This is a genomic window from Marinobacter sp. LV10R510-11A (assembly GCF_900215155.1).
Taxonomy (GTDB): domain Bacteria; phylum Pseudomonadota; class Gammaproteobacteria; order Pseudomonadales; family Oleiphilaceae; genus Marinobacter.
In genome coordinates this window covers 2,997,583-3,015,969 of sequence record NZ_LT907980.1, presented here as the reverse complement: position 1 = coordinate 3,015,969, position 18,387 = coordinate 2,997,583, and the positions used below count along the sequence as shown (strand labels likewise).

Annotated in this window: 16 protein-coding genes and 2 pseudogenes; 14 read left to right on the top strand and 4 right to left on the bottom strand. The window is 56.0% G+C overall.

The genetic code is table 11. From position 1 onward, the window contains the following. Window position 1: 1 nt before the first annotated feature. From merF to CPH80_RS14450, 6 genes and pseudogenes are all read left to right on the top strand, one after another. Complete coding sequence (gene merF, locus CPH80_RS14475; RefSeq protein WP_096278872.1) at window positions 2-241, top strand: mercury resistance system transport protein MerF; 240 nt, start codon at window positions 2-4, stop codon at window positions 239-241. A gap of 5 nt (window positions 242-246) precedes the next feature. After that, entirely contained in the window at window positions 247-1,650 is a 1,404-nt protein-coding gene (gene merA / locus CPH80_RS14470) for a mercury(II) reductase (RefSeq protein WP_096278870.1), read from the top strand. A gap of 410 nt (window positions 1,651-2,060) precedes the next feature. Next, a pseudogene (locus tag CPH80_RS14465) lies at window positions 2,061-2,395 on the top strand (mercuric reductase); the annotation flags it as partial. Between the two features lie 73 nt (window positions 2,396-2,468). Then, window positions 2,469-2,786, top strand: a complete 318-nt coding sequence (locus CPH80_RS14460) for a heavy-metal-associated domain-containing protein (protein ID WP_096278868.1) — start codon at window positions 2,469-2,471, stop codon at window positions 2,784-2,786. Further along, complete coding sequence (locus CPH80_RS14455) at window positions 2,776-3,702, top strand: hypothetical protein (RefSeq protein ID WP_096278867.1); 927 nt, start codon at window positions 2,776-2,778, stop codon at window positions 3,700-3,702. The genes CPH80_RS14460 and CPH80_RS14455 overlap by 11 nt, the downstream gene beginning before the upstream one ends. 15 nt (window positions 3,703-3,717) lie before the next feature. Next, window positions 3,718-4,698 (top strand): NHL repeat-containing protein, encoded by a 981-nt coding sequence (locus CPH80_RS14450; RefSeq protein WP_096278865.1) that lies wholly within the window; start codon window positions 3,718-3,720, stop codon window positions 4,696-4,698. Window positions 4,699-4,776: 78 nt separating this feature from the next. Here the strand turns inward: CPH80_RS14450 and CPH80_RS14445 are convergent, their stop codons facing one another. The 3 genes from CPH80_RS14445 to CPH80_RS14435 all read right to left on the bottom strand — a co-directional run bounded on the left by CPH80_RS14445 (window position 4,777) and on the right by CPH80_RS14435 (window position 7,822). After that, window positions 4,777-6,093 (bottom strand): DsbA family protein, encoded by a 1,317-nt coding sequence (locus CPH80_RS14445; RefSeq protein WP_096278863.1) that lies wholly within the window; start codon window positions 6,091-6,093, stop codon window positions 4,777-4,779. Window positions 6,094-6,252: 159 nt separating this feature from the next. Next, window positions 6,253-6,975 (bottom strand): flavodoxin family protein, encoded by a 723-nt coding sequence (locus CPH80_RS14440; protein WP_096278861.1) that lies wholly within the window; start codon window positions 6,973-6,975, stop codon window positions 6,253-6,255. A 13-nt stretch (window positions 6,976-6,988) separates the two neighbouring features. After that, window positions 6,989-7,822 (bottom strand): alpha/beta fold hydrolase, encoded by an 834-nt coding sequence (locus tag CPH80_RS14435; protein WP_096278859.1) that lies wholly within the window; start codon window positions 7,820-7,822, stop codon window positions 6,989-6,991. A 544-nt stretch (window positions 7,823-8,366) separates the two neighbouring features. On the opposite strand from CPH80_RS14435, the pseudogene CPH80_RS14430 reads away from it, so the two are divergent. The 3 genes and pseudogenes from CPH80_RS14430 to CPH80_RS22980 all read left to right on the top strand — a co-directional run. After that, window positions 8,367-8,639: pseudogene (locus CPH80_RS14430) on the top strand (isochorismatase family protein); the annotation flags it as partial. 68 nt (window positions 8,640-8,707) lie between these two features. Next, a complete protein-coding gene (locus CPH80_RS22985) occupies window positions 8,708-9,220 on the top strand; it encodes a hypothetical protein (RefSeq protein ID WP_264754789.1) in 513 nt (170 codons plus the stop codon). Next, window positions 9,144-9,809, top strand: coding sequence for a hypothetical protein (locus CPH80_RS22980; protein WP_264754788.1), 666 nt, complete (start codon window positions 9,144-9,146; stop codon window positions 9,807-9,809). The genes CPH80_RS22985 and CPH80_RS22980 overlap by 77 nt, the downstream gene beginning before the upstream one ends. A 68-nt stretch (window positions 9,810-9,877) precedes the next feature. On the opposite strand, the gene CPH80_RS14420 is transcribed toward CPH80_RS22980, so the two are convergent. Further along, complete coding sequence (locus tag CPH80_RS14420) at window positions 9,878-11,209, bottom strand: DsbA family protein (protein ID WP_096278857.1); 1,332 nt, start codon at window positions 11,207-11,209, stop codon at window positions 9,878-9,880. A 223-nt stretch (window positions 11,210-11,432) separates the two neighbouring features. Here CPH80_RS14420 and CPH80_RS14415 point away from each other — a divergent pair, with 223 nt between their 5' ends. The 5 genes from CPH80_RS14415 to CPH80_RS14395 all read left to right on the top strand — a co-directional run bounded on the left by CPH80_RS14415 (window position 11,433) and on the right by CPH80_RS14395 (window position 17,964). Beyond that, complete coding sequence (locus CPH80_RS14415) at window positions 11,433-13,856, top strand: hypothetical protein (protein ID WP_227520176.1); 2,424 nt, start codon at window positions 11,433-11,435, stop codon at window positions 13,854-13,856. Window positions 13,857-13,941: 85 nt separating this feature from the next. Continuing rightward, window positions 13,942-14,253, top strand: a complete 312-nt coding sequence (locus CPH80_RS14410; RefSeq protein ID WP_096278853.1) for a hypothetical protein — start codon at window positions 13,942-13,944, stop codon at window positions 14,251-14,253. A gap of 88 nt (window positions 14,254-14,341) precedes the next feature. Further along, window positions 14,342-14,905, top strand: coding sequence for a DinB family protein (locus CPH80_RS14405; protein WP_096278851.1), 564 nt, complete (start codon window positions 14,342-14,344; stop codon window positions 14,903-14,905). Window positions 14,906-15,055: 150 nt separating this feature from the next. Then, the gene (locus CPH80_RS14400; RefSeq protein WP_096278850.1) at window positions 15,056-15,625 is read left to right on the top strand and encodes a cytochrome c peroxidase; all 570 of its coding nucleotides are present in this window, start codon (window positions 15,056-15,058) and stop codon (window positions 15,623-15,625) included. Window positions 15,626-15,825: 200 nt separating this feature from the next. After that, window positions 15,826-17,964 carry a putative bifunctional diguanylate cyclase/phosphodiesterase gene (locus CPH80_RS14395; RefSeq protein ID WP_096278848.1) on the top strand — a complete coding sequence of 713 codons (2,139 nt, stop codon included), beginning with the start codon at window positions 15,826-15,828 and terminating at the stop codon, window positions 17,962-17,964. Window positions 17,965-18,387 lie beyond the last annotated feature (423 nt).

Below are 18,387 nucleotides of genomic sequence, written 5' to 3'. Positions count from 1 at the left end.
CATGCAAAACCCCAAAACCCTGTTGCGAGTGAGTGTCATTGGCACCGTACTGGTTGCGCTTTGCTGCTTTACGCCGATATTGGTGATTTTGCTTGGGACAGTAGGCCTGGCTGCGCTGACCGGTTATCTCGACTACGTGCTGTTGCCCGCGCTCGTCTTTTTTATTGGCCTGACCTGTTATGCCGTATGGCGCAAGAAGAAACACGATGCCTGCTGCGATAGCCCATCTACCAAGGAGTAACGTTTATGAGTGACAACAAACTTCACATTGCAGTGATTGGCAGTGGCGGTAGTGCCATGGCCGCCGCCCTGAAGGCGACCGAACGCGGTGCCCGAGTGACACTGATCGAGCGCGGCACCATTGGCGGAACCTGTGTCAACACTGGCTGTGTACCTTCCAAAATCATGATCCGAGCGGCCCACATCGCTCATTTGCGTCGCAAAAGTCCATTTGATGAAAGCATCACGGCAACTGAACCCACGATCGACCGGCCCCTGTTGCTGGCCCAACAGCAGGCACGTGTCGATGAACTGCGGCACGCCAAGTACGAAGGGATCCTGGCAGATAACCCTGATATTACGGTCGTGCAGGGTGAGGCTCGTTTTATGGATGCCCGCACGCTGCTGGTCAAAGGTACTGACGGCAAAGAACACGAGATCGGCTTTGACCGTGCATTCATTGGTACCGGTGCGCGGCCAACCATTCCCCCGATTCCGGGCTTGTCCGATACGCCGTATTGGACCTCCACCACGGCGCTCGCCAGCGGCACCATTCCGAATCGACTGATCGTCATCGGGGCTTCGGTGGTGGCGGTGGAACTGGCCCAGGCGTTTGCCCGGCTGGGCAGCGAGGTGACGATTCTGGCGCGCAGTCGGCTATTATCTCGTGAAGACCCTGCTGTTGGAGAAGCCATTCAAACAGCGTTCCAGGCCGAGGGCATAAGCGTCATGAATGAGACTCAGGCGAGCCAGGTCAGCTATACCAATGATGAGTTCATTGTCGCCTCGAATGCGGGGGAATTGCGGGCTGATCGACTTCTGGTGGCGGTGGGTCGCACCCCGAACACTGAATTGCTGAACCTGAACGCGATCGACGTAGAGACCGATCATGGGGCCGTGATCGTGAACGAGCACCTCGAGACCCGTGTGCCGGGTGTTTACGCTGCGGGCGACTGCACCAACCAGCCCCAGTTTGTTTATGTAGCCGCCGCCGGAGGCAGCCGGGCTGCGGTGAATATGACCGGTGGCGATGCACGGCTGGATCTCAGCGCCATGCCGGCGGTGGTCTTTACCGATCCGCAAATTGCGACCGTCGGTCTGTCCGAGGCGGAAGCCAAAGCAAGAGGCTACGCCACCGACAGCCGCACCCTGACCCTCGATAACGTGCCACGGGCTTTGGTCAACTTCGATACCCGAGGTTTCATCAAGATCGTCGCCGAGCGTGACAGCGGTCAATTGCTCGGCGTTCAGGCCGTGGCAGGGGAGGCCGGTGAACTGATCCAGACCGCCGTGATGGCGTTGCGCGCGCGCATGACGGTAAATGATATAGCCAATGAGTTGTTCCCCTATCTGACCATGGTTGAGGGGTTGAAATTATGTGCTCAGACGTTTACCAAAGACGTCACCCAGCTCTCCTGTTGTGCAGGATAAGGCGGAGACGCCGATGAACGAGATCCATCAGATCGTATAACGGCCAGGCCTGGCCGGAGAAATGGAGGCAGCTAACAGCACGATATCTTTCAGCAGGAATTCGCCCGGCATACCGGAAAGGATCGGGAAACTCGCACCCTCTGGAACCACGCCCGGCGAGCAGTAAGAGCCCAATAATAATTTCTACCGTCTCTTTTTTCCGTGAGATTATCGCCATGGAGTATGTTGTGCCTTAACTGCGAAACCGGCAGCCAAGTACGAATGTACTTCTTCTAACTTCGACATTATTCGCCTGCGGTCAACAATCTGTCTGTGCGGAACCGCACGCGGCATTTGGTTTTGAGCGTGTAGCGCTTAGGGAAGAGCTGGTGTCTTTGTTTGGACTCATAGCACCCATCCCGCCGATTCCGGGCCTGACGGAAGCGGAGGCCATCAGAAAGGCTTCAAAGTGGACACCCGTTCGCTCGATCTGGGAAACGTGCCACGGGCGCTGGTGAATTTCGAGACCAGCGGTTTTATCAAGATGGTGGCCGAGCGTGGCTCGGGCCGATTACTGGGTGTCCAGGCGGTCACCGGCGAGGCGGGCGAACTGATCCAGACGGCGGTGATGGCATTGCGTGCGCGCATGACGGTACAGGAAATTGGCGATGAGCTGTTTCCCTATCTCACCATGGTGGAAGGGCTGAAGCTCTGTGCCCAGACTTTTACCAAGGACGTTAGTCAGCTGTCCTGTTGTGCCGCATAGTAGAAGGAATGCACCTTGACCTGGGAGCAGGTGCAAGGTTTTAGACTGGTACGACCCAAACGAGGACAGTGTCATGGTCAAAAAACTTACCCTGCTGCTATCGGCTCTGATATTCAGCATGGCTGTGCTGGCGGCCGATAATCACTATGTTCTGGGAGTGGATGGTCTGGCTTGCCCGTTCTGTGCCTACGGTATCGAAAAACGCCTGAACAAGATTGAGGGTGTCACTGACGTGCAGGTCGATGTTGGCGAAAGCGTGGTGCGTGTGGCCCTGCACGAGGGCAAGACACTCACCGAGGAGCGGGCGCGCCAGGCCGTTGACGAGGCGGGTTTTACGCTCAGATCCTACTCGCAAGCCGAGGGCGAAACAGGTGATGGCAATGAACAGTAGCCGTCGGCCAGCTAGCGTGATGGCGCTGGTTGGCAGTTTGCTGCTTATGGGCGGAACCATGGCGCAAGCCGCACCCAACACCTTCAATACCGCCCTTCCGGTGGCCCAGGGCCAAAGTATCTGGCGTGAGCAGCTTGTATTGCGGGAGCGCTCCGACGACGGCCCGATGAATCGCGAAGTCTCGATACAGGCTTTGGGCAGCGTACTGGGTTATGGCGTCACTTCAAGGCTCGCCGTATTCGGCGTGGTCCCCTACTTCTTCTATAAAGAGCTGGACGTTACTATGCCGATGGGGCCCACGGGCCGGATCGAGCGTAAAACCAGCGGCTTTGGTGACCTGTCGCTGTTTGGGCGCTACACGCTTTACAAGAAAGATTTCACCGGTAGCACCTTCCGCGTAGCGCCGGTGTTCGGCCTCACCGCCCCCACAGGCGACCATAACGACAGCGATCGCTTTGGCGAGCTGCCACGCCCGCTGCAAGCTGGCGATGGCGCATGGGACGGCTTCGGTGGTGTGGTAACCACTTATCAGACCCTGCAGTACCAGCTGGATGGGCAGTTGCTTTACCGTGAAAACGGGCGTCACGACGGTTTCGCACGAGGCGACGAGACGCACTTCGACGCCTCGCTGCAATACCGGATCTGGCCGCGAAGTATGAAGGGTGTCTCCGGCACGCCGGCCTTCGTCTACGCTCTGCTGGAATCCAATCTCGTCCATCGTGAGCGCGATGAGTTGGGCAGCGGCACTGATGCCAATTCCGGCGGCACTCAGTGGCTGCTCGCGCCGGGGTTGCAATACGTAACCCGGCGCTGGATCGTCGAAGGCACGGTACAGCTACCCGTCGCCGAAAATCCCCATGGTGACGCCATCGAGGATGATTACATTGTGCGTGTCGGTTTTCGTCGCAACTTCTAGTTTCCGGGGCAGAGCATGAAAAAAATCGGTCAATGGCTGGGTTACAGCGTCCTCGGTCTCGCAGCCGCACTGACCCTGCTCGCCTGGGTGGGCGGAGCGATCAACTGGAATCAGGAGACGCCTTACGCTCTGGCTCTTTCCTGGGGTGAAAAAGGCAGTGGGCCGGGGCAGCTTAATGACCCCACCGGCATTGCCGTAACGAACACCGAAGTCTTCGTATCCGATGCACGCAACGGGCGAATCCAGGTCTTTGATCACGAGGGGAAATTCAAACGGGAATTCGGTGCCACTGGCGATGGCATCGGCGAGCTCGGGCGGCCGATGAACCTGACCATCCACGACGAAAAGCTTTATGTTCCCGAGTACATGAACGACCGGATTCAGGTGTTCAGCCTGGCTGGCGAGCCCCTGGAAATCATTGGTGAACCCGGTGAGGGACCCGGGCGGTTCAATACCCCGGGAGGTGTGGCTGTTGCCGACAATGGCGACCTGTTTGTAACCGACTTCTACAATCAGCGCGTGCAGCATTTGAGGGCGGACGGTTCCTTCGTCAAGCAGTGGGGAACCACCGGCGAGACGGCAAAAGGCGCCGGTGAATTCACCTATCCCACCGATGTGGCGCTCGCCGATGACGGAACTCTCTACGTGGCAGATGGTTATGGTAATCGTGTCCAGCTCTTTGATGCCAAAGGCGACTTTCTGCGCAAATGGGGTGGACCCTTTGCCCTGGGTCTCTACGGGCCATTCAAAGGCTGGCTCACCACCGCAACATCCATTGCCATCGGCCCTAAAGGCAATGTCTTTGTGGCTGACTTTTATAACGACCGTATCCAGAAGTTCACGGCGCAAGGGGACTATCTCACCGCATTCGGCAGCGTACCGGATAACCCCAGCCATACGGCAATGGCCGTCGCCATTGGGAGTGACGGAACAGTGTGGAGCGTGAACTTTGCCGACAACCAGGTCGAGAAGTGGCAGCCCCTACAGAAGTATTGACCGTCTATCCGTTTCACTGGTCTATCCCCTTGGGTGGTTTTGTGTTTGGCATTGGGTCAGCGATCAATGGTACCTGGTTCATCTCCACCTTTTTTTGATCTCATCTTCTATCAACCATAGCCGGTCCTGGCCCCAGCAGCTGACGGTCCCGTAACGGAAACTGGGAACGCCCCAGAGCCCGCAGCCATACATCGCTTTACGGTTATCCTCTGCCCCTTCGCGCCAGCTCTGGTCGGCAAGCAGAGCCTTGGCTTTCGGCCAATCCAGGCCGGCGCGTTCAACGATGATTCGCAGGCCGGTATCGGTTTCCGAACGAATACCTTCGGCGTTGACGGCTCGGGCATAGCTGCGCATGTAATCGATTTCACGCCCAAGGGATCGAGCGTATTCAAACAGCGCATAGCACCTTTCGACCCCCGGCCCCAGTGGGTCCGCGACAAGGCCGTAGGGGATGCCAAGCTTCAGGGCCTCCCGTTTGGTGTCTTGAAAGATGTACCACTTTTTGGTGTCTGGCACGGATTGGCCGCGCATCAGCATGGGCAAGACCGGGCGTAGGCGCAGGGGGATATTCCACGCTTGCGCCAGTGGGGCCGCCCGCTCCAGGCCAAGGTACGAGTAAGGGCTGCGGATGGAAAAGAAAACTTCCAGCTCGATATCCCGGGCCGGTTGGGGATCAACCAGAGCCGTGGCCTGCTGCCCCAGATTGGCCCAGGTTTTGTCCCAGACCGGTTCTTCTGCCGGGTGATGGGCTCGTCCTTCACGAATCAGCAGCCGTTCCAGATGGTCGAGTCGGTCCACGCCCCAGAACCACTCACCCCGAAAATGCAGCATGCTGCCCTGATAGTGACCGAGCTCGGACAGATGTTGCTCGTTCTTCCTAAGCCTTTCCTCCAGCTCGGGCGTTGTTGGCCCACTTTCTCCGATAGCGCCCGATTCGTCCGCCTGCCATAGCACCCCCATGGTAGCGGTGGCCCGGGCCAGATAATCTTCGGAATGTTCAAGGCCCAGAAGTTTATCCCGGCAGGCGATCAGCCTTGCTTCGGTGGGCGGTGCGTGTAATCCGGGACCTTCCAGTCCGTATAGATTGGCCAGTCGCGCGGCATCCCGGATTGCCCAGTCCGTCCACATTGCAGGTTCCGGGAACATATCCCCAGGTTGGTGCCAGACAGTCTGAAAACGCAGCTGAATATCGAACCGGTTGGTCAGGTTAGGCAAGGCGTGTAACAGAACAAAACTGAAAGGATCGCGGGGGTTGATGAACACGTCAACCACTCTACTTTCACCTTTGAGCAGTGACTTCCAGCGGAAGGCAGCTTGACGGTATCGCCGGGTTGTCGGACTGGAAATGATCCGCGCGCCCCATGGCATCAAGTCGGCTTTTTGAGGGAGTCTCATTCACTTACTCATATTGTCTTTGTTTTTGAACAGCCGCGAACGTGCAAGGATAGGAGGTGTAACAACTGTAAGCCTGCAGTGTCGATAGTACGTGGAATCAATGTGCACGCCAAACAACGGAAGACTTCTGTCCCGGTTTTCCCGACCTATCCTTATTTGTTATACCGCATTTCCAACTGGATTTTCGAAGCCGAATCGCTCCCCGGCTTTCCATGCCTCGCGGTCATTTCCCTCGTTCGGGATTCCACCAGCCTCCTTCAGCATATGTGCGATGTGCATGCAATTCCAGGTCATGATCGTGGTATTTTGTTGCGTAAAGTCACTGTCGAAACCCGCACGACCGCCACCTTCAATCTCGTCACCATAGGAGGGTCCAGGACCCGCCTCGCCAATCCATCCACAATCGGCCTGGGGCGGGATTGTATAACCCAAATGGTTGAGCGCAAATCCGATTGTCATCGCCGTGTGCTTGATCCCGTCTTCGTTGCCGGTGATGACGCAGCCTCCGACTTTGCCATAATAAATTGATTGCCCCTTCTCATTGAGCTGTCCAGACATTGCGTAGAGTCGCTCGATCAGTACGCGGCATATCGAGCTTTCCTCCCCCAGCCAAAGGGGGGTTCCCACTATGAGAATGTCGGCCTCCTTTACCTTCTCCCAGATCGCAGGCCACTCGTCTATGGCCCATCCGTATTCGGTCATATCAGGATAGACACCCGGTGGAACGTCGTGCGCAGCCAAATGCAGGTGTTCTACAGAAACACCGCACTTCTTCATGATGGCAGCAGAAGCATTGAGGAGTAATCTGGTGTGGCTTTCGTCTTCTTTCTTCTGTAGAGATGTGTTAACGAAGAGGGCACTAATATCTGCGAAATCAGCCATGGTATGTCTCCGGTTAAATTGTTGGGATTGCGATAAATTGATTGATGCGATCTCCGATTTCAGCAGGCTTCTCGTCAATTAGCCAATGACCGGCATCTTTGATCCAGACAAGCTCTGCATTCGGAATCGCTTTCGCCAGCTTCGGGGCATAATCCGGTTTCTGAAAGGAATCCTTGTCACCCCATATAATGAGCGTTTGATGTGGAAGGTGACTAAGTTCGTCAGCTATGGCCTGAGTATATTCTTTGTTCAACCGTCTAAGATTGCGAAAAAATGCCCGCTTACCGTTTTCGGTTGACCAAGGTGCAAGATAGAGCTCAATAAGCTCATCAGTCATGACGCTCTTGTCATATACGCCGTTTGGCATAAAGCCTCGCATCATGCTCAGAAAACCGTCGAGACTCATTTCAGACTCAGCCCCGGGTTTCTGTAACGGCTCAAACTCTGGTATGGGCCACGAATCGAAGCAGATGCTATCCATCAAAACGAGCTCACGAATTTTCTCTGGATAATTGACTGCCAGCAACTGAGCAACACCTCCACCAATATCATGCCCCACAATATCGGCTCGCCGCACACCCAGGACATCCATGAGTTTCACGAGCATGTGGCTTTGGGCATTGATGGATACATCCGCGCTTTCCGGTTTCGCAGATTGACCATAATTGAGCAGGTCTGGGGCGATGACGCGATGTGTTTTGGCGAGCTGTGGAATAATATTTCGCCACATGAGGCTGTTCGTTGGAATCCCGTGAATCAGGATTACCGGGCTACCCGTGCCCTGTTCCAAAAATGCAATTTTGTGCCCGTCAATGTACGTATGGTTTTCTGTTGTTTGAGTGCTCATTGCATCCTCCTGAAGGTGAGAAGCGACGATCGTGAGGCCAATCAACGATAGGCGCACCCGCGGAAAAGAAAAGGGGACGCGCCAATATCGGAATGATAGGCCGGTGCCGCCGACCAAAACTCGTGTGCGTGAGTCAATGCTATGCCCAGCAACAAGAAAGCTGTTGAAAACAGCTGCAACTGTGTCCAGACATACGTTCGCCTGTCTGTTCGTTAACGCACGCACCATCCTATGAGGTCGCCTGCGACCCTCCATGCTGCAGCGCTTTGCCGCCAAGTGATGCCTAACCCCTCGCTTGCATAGGTAGAGGCAGGTGTTGTCTTTTGCCTTACCTCGCCTGAAAAATAAATCTGTCCCCTTTTTTCGGTCCCCTTTTTTCGTGTTGGCTAACGCACCGAAGGCAGGAAGACATTGGCGTAGGCTCGGATGTACTTCACTTGAAGGCACAACCTGGGGGGAGGGGTACGCAATGACGAACGAAGCGAATTCAAATCGAACATCAGTGACGCGTGAACCTACTGCTGCTGCCCTCGCATTGATGCAAGGGCCGCAAAATAACGATCTCGCGCTTCAGTTGCGCAAGCATGGCATTGGCAAAGTTATTCTGGCCGGTATGTCCGCCAATTTGTGCGTCGAGTCGCACTTGCGCGATCTTATTGAGCGCGGATTTGAAGTGGCAGTGGTCAAGGACGCTACCGCAGCCGCCAAACATCCGGATATGGGCGATGGCTATGAAGCAGCGATGGTGAACTTCCGCTATATCGCTAGCGACGTACTGTCGACCGACGACGCAACAAGCGCCATCTCCAACATGTGATCGTTAGGCGATTCAGGAGTTATTCAGGCTCCCTAATATTCAATCAGGACTGGGAAGAGGTTACTCATATGAGCGACGTAATGCAGAGTACCCGATTTACCAATCAGACACTGGCCAATCGGTTTGCACTTGCGCCCATGACACGGATCAGCGCTGAGCCGAACGGCACGCCCAATGACATAATGGCCGATCACTACGAAGCCTATGCTAAAGGTGGCTTTGGCCTGCTGATTACAGAGGGCACGTATACCGATGACGGTGCCAGCCAGGGCTACGCTAACCAGCCCGGCATTATCAACGACGCCCAGATTGAAGGTTGGAAAGCCATCGTTAACCGCGTCCACGCAGCGGGCAGCAAAATTTTCGTTCAGCTTATGCATGCGGGTGCACAGGTCCAGGCGAACCAGTATACCAATCAACCCGCTGCCCCCCAGCGCAGTCAAACCCAAGGGCGCGCCACTCGGTTTCTATGGCGGTCAGACGGAATGGCAGACGCCAAAGATCATGACCATAGCGGACATCCAGTTCGCGATCAGCGGGTCTGTCCAGTCGGCGGTCAATGCCAAAGCCGCCGGATTTGATGGCATTGAGCTGCACGGTGCAAACGGCTACTTGTTGAACCAGTTTCTGAGCACCCATTTTAACCAGCGCGATGACCGTTACGGTGGCAATCTCGAAAATCGTCTGCGTATTGTGGTTGAAACCATCAAAGCCGTCCGGGAAGCGGTAGGTAAGGACTTCGCGCTCGGTATTCGCCTGTCACAGGTAACAGTAACCGATCCGGACTATCAAATCCCGGAAGGTGAAGCGGGCTTCCGCCAGATCGCCGAGGCGGTGCGCGATGCCGGTGCTGACTTCGTTCATACCACCGACGGGGATGTCCGCCGCACACCCTTCATCGAAGGCACAAATACGCTTGCCGATGTTGTCGCTGAAGTGGATAACCTTGAACTGATCATCAATGGCGGCATCGACGAGACCAACTATCAGGATTTTGCTGCTGACTACCCAGAAGCTTTGCTGGCAGTCGCCAAGAAAGCGCTGGCCAACCCCGACTTTGTTCAGCGACTGAAAGATGGCAAGGAAATTGATGATCTGGACTTTGCCATGCTTCAGCCCAAGGCCACGATTCCTAACGAACTCGCGTGGCGCCGCAAACAGGTCGTCTGAATCAGATCCCCACTCATCCGAACCTCCGAGTTGGTGTTGCGGTGGGCTTCGATCCGGACTGATTTGGCTCACCAGCTAGGCGCGCCTGATTCATCTCCACTTTTTTTGATCTCATCATCTATTAACCACAGCCGATCCTGGCCCCAGCAGCTGACGGGCCCGTAACGGAAACTGGGAACGCCCCAGAGCCCGCAGTCATACATAGCCTTGCGGTTGTCTTCCGCCCATTCACGCCAGCTCTGGTCTGCAAGCAAAGCCTTTGCGTTCTGCCAGTCGAGTCCCGCACGCTCAACGATGATTCTCAGACCCTCATCGGTTTCCGAGCGAATGCCCTCAGCGTTGACGGCCCGGGCGTAGGTACGCATGTAATCGACTTCACGCCCAAGGGAGCGGGCGTATTCAAACAGCGCATAGCACCTTTCGACTCCCGGCCCCAGAGGATCGGCGACAAAGCCGTAGGGTATACCCAGCTTGAGAGCCTCGCGTTTGGTGTCATGAAAGATGTACCACTTTTTGGCATCAGGTACCGATTGCCCACGCATCAGCATCGGTAGAACCGGCCTCAGACGAAGGGGGATATTCCAGTTGCGAGCCAGAGTGATTGCCCGTTCCAGACCGAGGTAGGAATAAGGGCTGCGGATAGAGAAGAACACCTCCAGCGGGATGTCGGAAGCCGGATGATCTTCGGGCAGACCGGCGGAGGTGCATCCCACCCCGGTCCTGGTTCGATTAAAAACGATGTCAACGGAGTCGCCGCGATTGAGCCCCTGGGCAATGAGGCTTCGTTCAAGATGATCAAGCCGATCCACGCCCCAGAACCATTCGCCAAGATAATAGGTCATGCTGCCCTGATAGTGGCCAAGGCGTCGGAGTTTTTGTTCATTCTCTGCCAGAGTTTGTTGTTGATGCTCTGAAAATTCGGTATCTGATGCATTGTGGCCATTTTTGCCCCAGAGATCAGACATCGTCCGCGCAGCCGAGAGCAGCCCGTCGTCCGCCTGTTCCGCCTCAAGTAACCGGACCACCGCGGTTAAAAACTCGTTTTGTGAAGGCAGGGTTGGCCGGTCAGGCGGATCGAGATTGTATAACGTGGAGATCCTTGTGGCGTCTTGTTGAGCCCACAACCGCCAGAGTTCCGGTTCGGGGTACATCTCCTCATCCAGCTGCCAGACGGTGTGGAGCTGGAAGCGCACCATGAAGCGCTTCTGTAACTGGGCAAGTGCTTGCAGCAGGGGTAATCCGAACGGATCCCGGGGGTTCACGAAAGCTAGAACAAGGTCGGTCTCGCCTCTTACCCTGGCTCGTGCGCTGTAAATGCACCGTCGCGGGTTGCGAGCTCCTGTACTGGAAAGCGCGCGGGCAAGCCATGGCATCAGATCCGCCTTTGTCGGGCGACGCATAGGGCAATCCCTTTTTTGTTGTTAACGAACTTTTGACCAAAGCAACCATATCATAACGGCCAAGATGGCCAGCCTGCCAGCCAGACTCGAACAGGTAACTAAAAAATTCAGTTGACGCTGTAACAGTTGCAACTCACATGTGTCTCTATCCTCGAAACGCCAATAAATCACTGTCTTGCAAAGCGTCGAGGCAGTGGCCAATCGGAACGGAGAGCGCGGCACGATGACTCGGTACTACTGGATGGGTGGCAACAGGTCCTACGAGCAGGACAGGTTCTTTGAGCAATCGCTGGACAAATCTCAGTGGCAAAAGGCAGAAAGTGCTGAGAAGTGGGACGCCTGCTGGTATACCGGCATGCCGGATCAGAACGACTTCAGCGAGGTCGGGCCGGAACGGAAAATCAATCACATTCCGGGCAACAATGCGCTCACAGTAAAGAGCCGCCTTTACCGCAGCCTGATGGACCTGCGCGAGCGGGTTGAACAACAGGACAAAGGTAGCGGACACCTGACCGAACGCCTCGGGTTTGTGCCAGGAGTATTCTCTATGCCGGAAGACTACCACGCGTTCCAGCAGGCAGCGCTGGATAATCCGGGTAAACGCTGGATTCTGAAGCCGAAGAACGCCGCGCGAGGTAAAGGTATCCAATTGGTTGGGGACCCGGCCGATGTGCCGCTGGAATCCTCCTGGATGGTTCAGGAATACCTCGAAAACCCCCACACCATGCATGGCCGGAAGTATGTTCTCCGTCTTTATGTTCTGGTGTCCTCGGTATCGCCTTTTCGGGTGTATCTCTACCGGCAGGGCTTTGCCAAGCTGGCTTCCGCGCCCTATAACGAGGAAAACGCTAACAATCCATACAGCTATCTGACCAACCCGGACGTTAATGCCCTGAACCTGGATGCCGAGGTGCCGGTGGAGTTCGTGGACTTTGACCGTTACCGGGAGTGGCTTCGGGAACAGGGCCATGATGACAAGGCCCTGTTTGCCAAGATTGAAGACCTGGTGGCCCTGACCTGTCTGGCAGCCCTGGAACCCATGCGTGAACGCTCAAGGGTGGTGGGTGCGGACACCCGGGGCTGTTATGAGTTGATGGGTATTGACTGTCTGGTCGATGAAGAGCTCAAACCCTGGGTGCTGGAGTGCAACCTGAGCCCCTCTCTGGAAGTGTGCGCCGGGCCGGAAAGCGGCGGCGACATTGAGGAGGGTATCAAGGGCTCACTGGTTGCCGACATGGTTAAAATCGTGAGCCTTAATAGCAAGCCTGTCGCTTTGGAAACCGGCTCTGTGGTTGAGCGGCTAGTCCGGGAATCCCAAGATGAAATAGCCCGCAGCGGCGGCTTCAAGAACCTGGTTCCCGGGGCAGACCCGGCAGCGTATCTGCCTTTCATGGCGCTGCCACGGCTGTCCGACTGGGTGGTGGCCCAGGCATTGTCTGATCGTCCCTTACAGCAACCACGCCTTGAACGCTGGGTGGCGGAAGACACCCTCAGTGAAGACCAGGTGTATCTATATGACACCCGCCTCGGTCACCTGAGCGGTCTAAACGAAACCGCTTCCCTGATCTGGCTAATGGCCACCGAAGGTGCAGGGCCGGACGACATTGCTGCAACCCTTTACGAATCGGCCAGCCGCAGTATGCCCGCCGCTCCGGACGCCTGGGCAATTCGCAACGATGTCTGGAATACCCTCGGCGACTGGGTGAATAACCGATTCCTGATCCAGTCCGACGCATCCGCTAACCAGCCGGCAGCACCGGCAACCTCGCCGAGCCCTGACTCCACGCCGTTTTCGAGAGTACTGGACTGCGGACGCTTCCGGGTGCGGTTGTTCACGGACAGTGCGCCGCTGATTGGCCGGATCGAAGCCTTGCTTGAGCCTATGGCGGTTGCCGGTGTCGCCGGGACCGAGTTGCTTGCCAGGCTGGAGATCGTGCGCGATACACCGGGTTTCACCCTGATTCTGGAGGGCAGGGTGCTTCGTTCCCGTCTGCCCCTGTCCGGCGTTGCCTCAGCGCTCATGGCCTGCCTGGCGACGCATGCCGCCGAAGCGCAGGAAATTGCCATAGACGCCGGTCTGATTGCGGGCCCGACCCTGGCCGGGCAGGCCTTTCTGGTCGGCAACTCCGAACCAGCCGTCCATGATGCCCTGACGCTGGCGTTGTCGGCCTGTCTGAAGGCTGACCATAGCCGCGGCGCGCTGCTGCTTTCGGGCACCGACTACCAGATTTCGGGCCTGGGGTTGCCGCTGCAGGTTTCGGAGGGTTTATCCGAAAGCGTCTTTGGCGACCAGGGTATTGGTGGCCGATTGTCGCCGGAGTCTGGCAAGGGTTGTCTTGTGCCGGCTTCTTCGGCTGTCACCGGCAGTCGCTACACGGTGTCTGCGGTGCTCATTCCCAGTATGGCCCGGCTCCGGGAAGAGGACGGCTTACGGGCAATTCCGGTCAATGAGACGCTGAGGCAGCTTATTTCGGGGTGTTGTTCCGCTGGTGGCCAGCCGCTCGATACCCATGGGTTTACCCGGCTCGCGGAGTGGCTGGAAAGCTGCGATCGGTACCTGGTTGATATGAACAATATTGAGGTCGCTGCCGCGGCACTCGACAAGCGGTGTTCTACAGCACAGCCGCAAAAATCCGGGAGCCTTTGAGGTCCGCTGGACCTCTGGCTCCGGGTATAACGAAAGCCGGGCAACCCGCCCGGCGGTAATGTGAAACAACGGAAGGGGATACATCATGTCCAAAGAAACACAGAAACAGCGGTTGCTTGGCAAGCTCGCGCGGGGTGTCGCGTACACAGGACCCGTTTTCGCCATCATTGTCGGCGCTTCGGCGTTCAACGTATCGGCCGCGGAAACCACCCTTGACGCTAACTATCTGATGGTCGCTGCGGGCGAAGCAGAGGCCGAGGGTAAAGCCAAGGGCGAAGGCGAGGCAGAAGGTAAGGCCAAGGGCGAAGGAGAAGCAGAAGGCAACGCCGAAGGCGAAGGAGAAGGAGAAGGTAAAGCCGAGGGCGAAGGCGAAGCAGAAGGTAAAGCCAAGGGCTGATGAGCGAACAAGTGTGGGCATGAGTCCGTCTTGTGTCCACACGGCCGTTAACAGCGCCGTAAAGAACAACGTAAAACGGATAAATGCGATGAAACAGCCAGTTTCAGACAATAACCGGGCCTTGGGCCAGATCGTTGATGAAAATGTTCATGCGATCGGGCAGCTTGTCCAGCTGCTTGACCAGATGCCGGGAACTTTGTACCGGCAGTGCTTTGGTGCGAGAAATCAACATGTTATCGGCAAGCATGTCCGGCACATTATCGATCACTACAGCGCGCTGCTGACAGCCACTTCTGGTGTTGGCGGTCTGCTTGACTACGAGAACCGCAACCGGGATCTGTCCCTGGAAAAAGACAGAAGGGCGGCACGGGATTGCCTGGAGGAGACCGTTGGGGCCCTTCGCAGTCGATTTGAAGGACCCTGTGCGGATGAGCTGAACATGCGCCATAACAGTGCCGGTAAGCATCAGACTGTGAAGACAAGCGTGGAACGTGAACTGGTGTTTCTGGCCAGCCACACCATCCACCATATGGCCATCATCGGCATGCTGGCCGAACAGGCCGGGGTGAAGGTCAGCTCTGATTTCGGCGTTCATCCCTCAACGCTGCGATATCTGGAAGGCCAGGCGGCAGACCTGGCCCGAAGTGCCTGAACTCAGAAAATGCGCGGCAAGGGTGTCCGTGCTTCAAAGACCTGCATGAAGGGTCTACACCCTGAATAACGAAAATACGACCGGAGGTTGCTGACATGTCCAAAGAAAAAAAAACGAAAGGCGCTTTTAAGCAAGCTGTCGCGAAATCTCATGATATCCGTACCTATGATGACCGTGGTGGCTGTGGCAGGTTTCAACATACACTCAGGCTCTAATCTTGGCCTGATTCCCTCTGCGGAAGCCGCACAGGGAGAGGCTGAAGGGGAAGCAAAGGGCGAAGCTGAAGGCCGCGCCGAAGGCGAGGGAGAAGCCGAGGGCAAGGCGGAAGGAGAGGCTGAAGGCGAAGGCGTATCAGCGAGCCTCAAGAAAGCCGTGCGCCGCCCCGAAGGTTACGCACCCTACCAGGGTGATGTTGCGGAACTGAGAGCCTTGGGCGAAAAGCTGTTCAACGACAATAGTCTGTCCTCCAATGGTTTGTCCTGTGCCACCTGTCATACCAACGGTATGGTCTACCTGGACACGTTCAAGAATCAGTACCCGCATTTTGTTGCCATGGGCAAGCGGGACTTCGGTATGGACATGGTGCACCTGGATGAAATGGTCCAGATATGCATGGTGGCACCGATGGCCGCCGAGCCTCTTGGATGGGGCTCCAAGGAGTTGGCAGCATTGACCGAATACACTCTCCAGGAGCAGCAGAAGTATATCGACAAACAGTAGCGTTGTTCGCATTGACAATTCCATTGTCGATTTTGGGTGGGGCCGCGCGCCCCGCTTTTTTTTGTGATGGCAAAGGACCCTCGAGTGAGTGCTGATTCTTGCGCGCAAGAAAACCCACCGAACGGATCGTTTTGGTGTAATTTTTCGGTATTTACCGTGTCTGTTTAGCAATGTTCGAATTGAGAGTCTGTGGGGTGCGCATGAAATCCGGAGAGGGAACAGAGGCTGAATTGATTGCTGACGTGTCGAAAACTGCCGCTAATCTGGAGCTGCGGCGCTCTTTCAGAGAGTGGGCCAGGCGGCTTGCTGGTTGCGGTCTTTGCAGGAACCTTACTCTCGCGGCTTTCGCCGCTATTCTGACCATTGAAGTGGCGATTCTCTTCCCCTCCTATCGCAATTACGAGGAAGATCTGCTCCGCCAGCGTGCTGAGGTTGCCATCCAGGCGATAACCATGTTTCTTAACAGCAAAAGCGGGCAGGCGGTTACCCCCGGCAGGCTTGAGGTGCTTCTGGCAAATAGCTCTCTGACCGGTATTTCCATGATAGCGGGAGGCACCCGCATTGAAGCGGGTGAGCCGGTTACGCATCCACAACCTGCGAACGGCGATCTTCGAGGTGCAGTACGGCCGGCTGAAGGGGTCATTGACCTATCCTGGAGTACGAGTCCCGGACTGTCAGATTATGAAATTCTGGCCCGGGCGGATGTGAGCGATGTGTCGGGCAAGCTGATCGCGTTTGTTTTTCGTATTCTGGGCCTCTCACTTCTTATCGCGGTGTTTGTCACTGTGGTTACTATGGCTGTGGTCGACCGAATGATGCTGTCGCCCTTACTTAAACTTCGGGAGCGAATTGCCAGGGCTGGCGACGATGCAGAGCACCCTGGGAAATACGTGGCATCTCCGGAGCGAAGTGACGAGTTTGGGGAAGTGGAACGCGCATTCAATGGCATGCTGACACAGAATGCCTCCTACCTGTCACGGATGCAGCTGCTGAATAAAAATCTGGACCAGTTACTCGATGAGCGTACCCGTTCCCTGCGCAAGACCGAACAGGAACTGGAGATCAGAACACTTTACGATCAATTAACCGGCCTTGCCAATCGGAACCTTTTTGAAGACCAGCTGGATCGCCATTTAAATCGTGGTGATCTGGAACAGGCTGGCAGCGAGGCGGTCCTCGTTCTTGGCCTGAATGATTTTCAGGCCCTCAATGGTCTGGCGGGACATGAGACCGGAGACCGCGTTTTGCAAGAAATTGCGCGTCGATTAGCGGGACGTGTAGTAGATCATGGCCATGTCGCCAGGCTCGGGGGTGACGTATTCGGGTTGCTGATCACCGTGGGTTCCCGGGGGGCGTCTGACAGTCTCGAAGCCCGTATTTCCGCGATTATTGAAGCCTGTGAAGCGCCCGTGCGTATTGGCCAAAAAACCTATGGATGCGAGGTGAGCGCGGGTGTAGCTATCACTCCTCTGGACGGAAACTATGCCCGAACGCTGTTGAGTCACGCAGAAATCGCCATGCACCGTGCCAAGAAATCGCCCAGCGAGCGGGTTCAGTTCTTTGCATCGGAGTTTGGTGACCAGATGCATCGCCGGCAGGAAATGATTGGGGATCTGAAACTCGCTGTCCAGAAGCATCAGTTTCAGCTGTATTACCAGCCTCTGTTTGATCGACTCAAGCGTTGTGTCGGTTATGAGGCACTGCTGCGCTGGCATCGTCCTGTGCATGGGCTGGTGTCGCCCGCTGAATTTATACCGTTGGCTGAGCAAACCGGACTGATTTCCGGAGTCGGTGACTGGGTTCTGGAGCAGGCGATCCGTCAGCTAAAAGCCTGGATCGATGAAGGATTTACCGGACGGATTGCGGTCAATGTATCGGCCTTGCAGTTGTCTGATCGGGACTTGAGTCAACGCATTAATGAAATGCTGAAACGGTTTGACGTCAGTGCCGGCCAGTTGGAACTGGAGATTACTGAAACCGCTCTGATGGACGATGTCGAATGCTCAATGGCAACGCTGAAGCGCTTTCGCGATCTGGGTCTGACCCTGGCGGTGGATGATTTTGGAACCGGGTACTCCTCGCTGGCTTATCTCAAGGCCTTGCCGGTCTCGCGGATAAAGATCGATCGTGCGTTCGTGACCGGCTTGCCGGATAACGATCAGGATGAAGCCTTGTGCAGAACCATCATCACCTTGGCTCACAACCTGGGCTTTGAGGTCATTGCCGAAGGGGTTGAAACAGAAGCCCAGGCGAGGTGGCTGGCGGTATCAGGCTGTGATGAGATGCAAGGATTTCTGCTCGGCAGGCCCGCATTGAAAGGTTATCCCCGCAATTCTTGACGTCGGCACAGGATTCGAGGAAGCCTCAGGCTTGCCTGTCCTCCCAGTCGATGGTTCGGTAATCGAATTCGCCTTCAATGGTGGGTCTGACACGTTTTTCATATCGTACTGATGGCTGAGCCTGCCGAGGCGGTGGCTGAAACTGGTTGCCGCGATAGTGTCAGCGTGTCGTATTCCCGTAACAGGAACACGATAAATACGCCGAGTCTGAGTAAAAAAAGGGCGAGGGGTAAATGCTTGGGCATTTCTCTATCCTTTGGTTTTTGAATGATCGTTCCAATGACAAAGGGTTGTAAGGTAAGTTCAAGAAAAATCAAAGATTTGTAACAAATTGGAAGAGCCGATGTCCGGGTATGTCACATCACTCACTATTTTCTGAGGCTTGAATGATTGTTAACCGTAATCTGCACCTGCGCCGGGAAG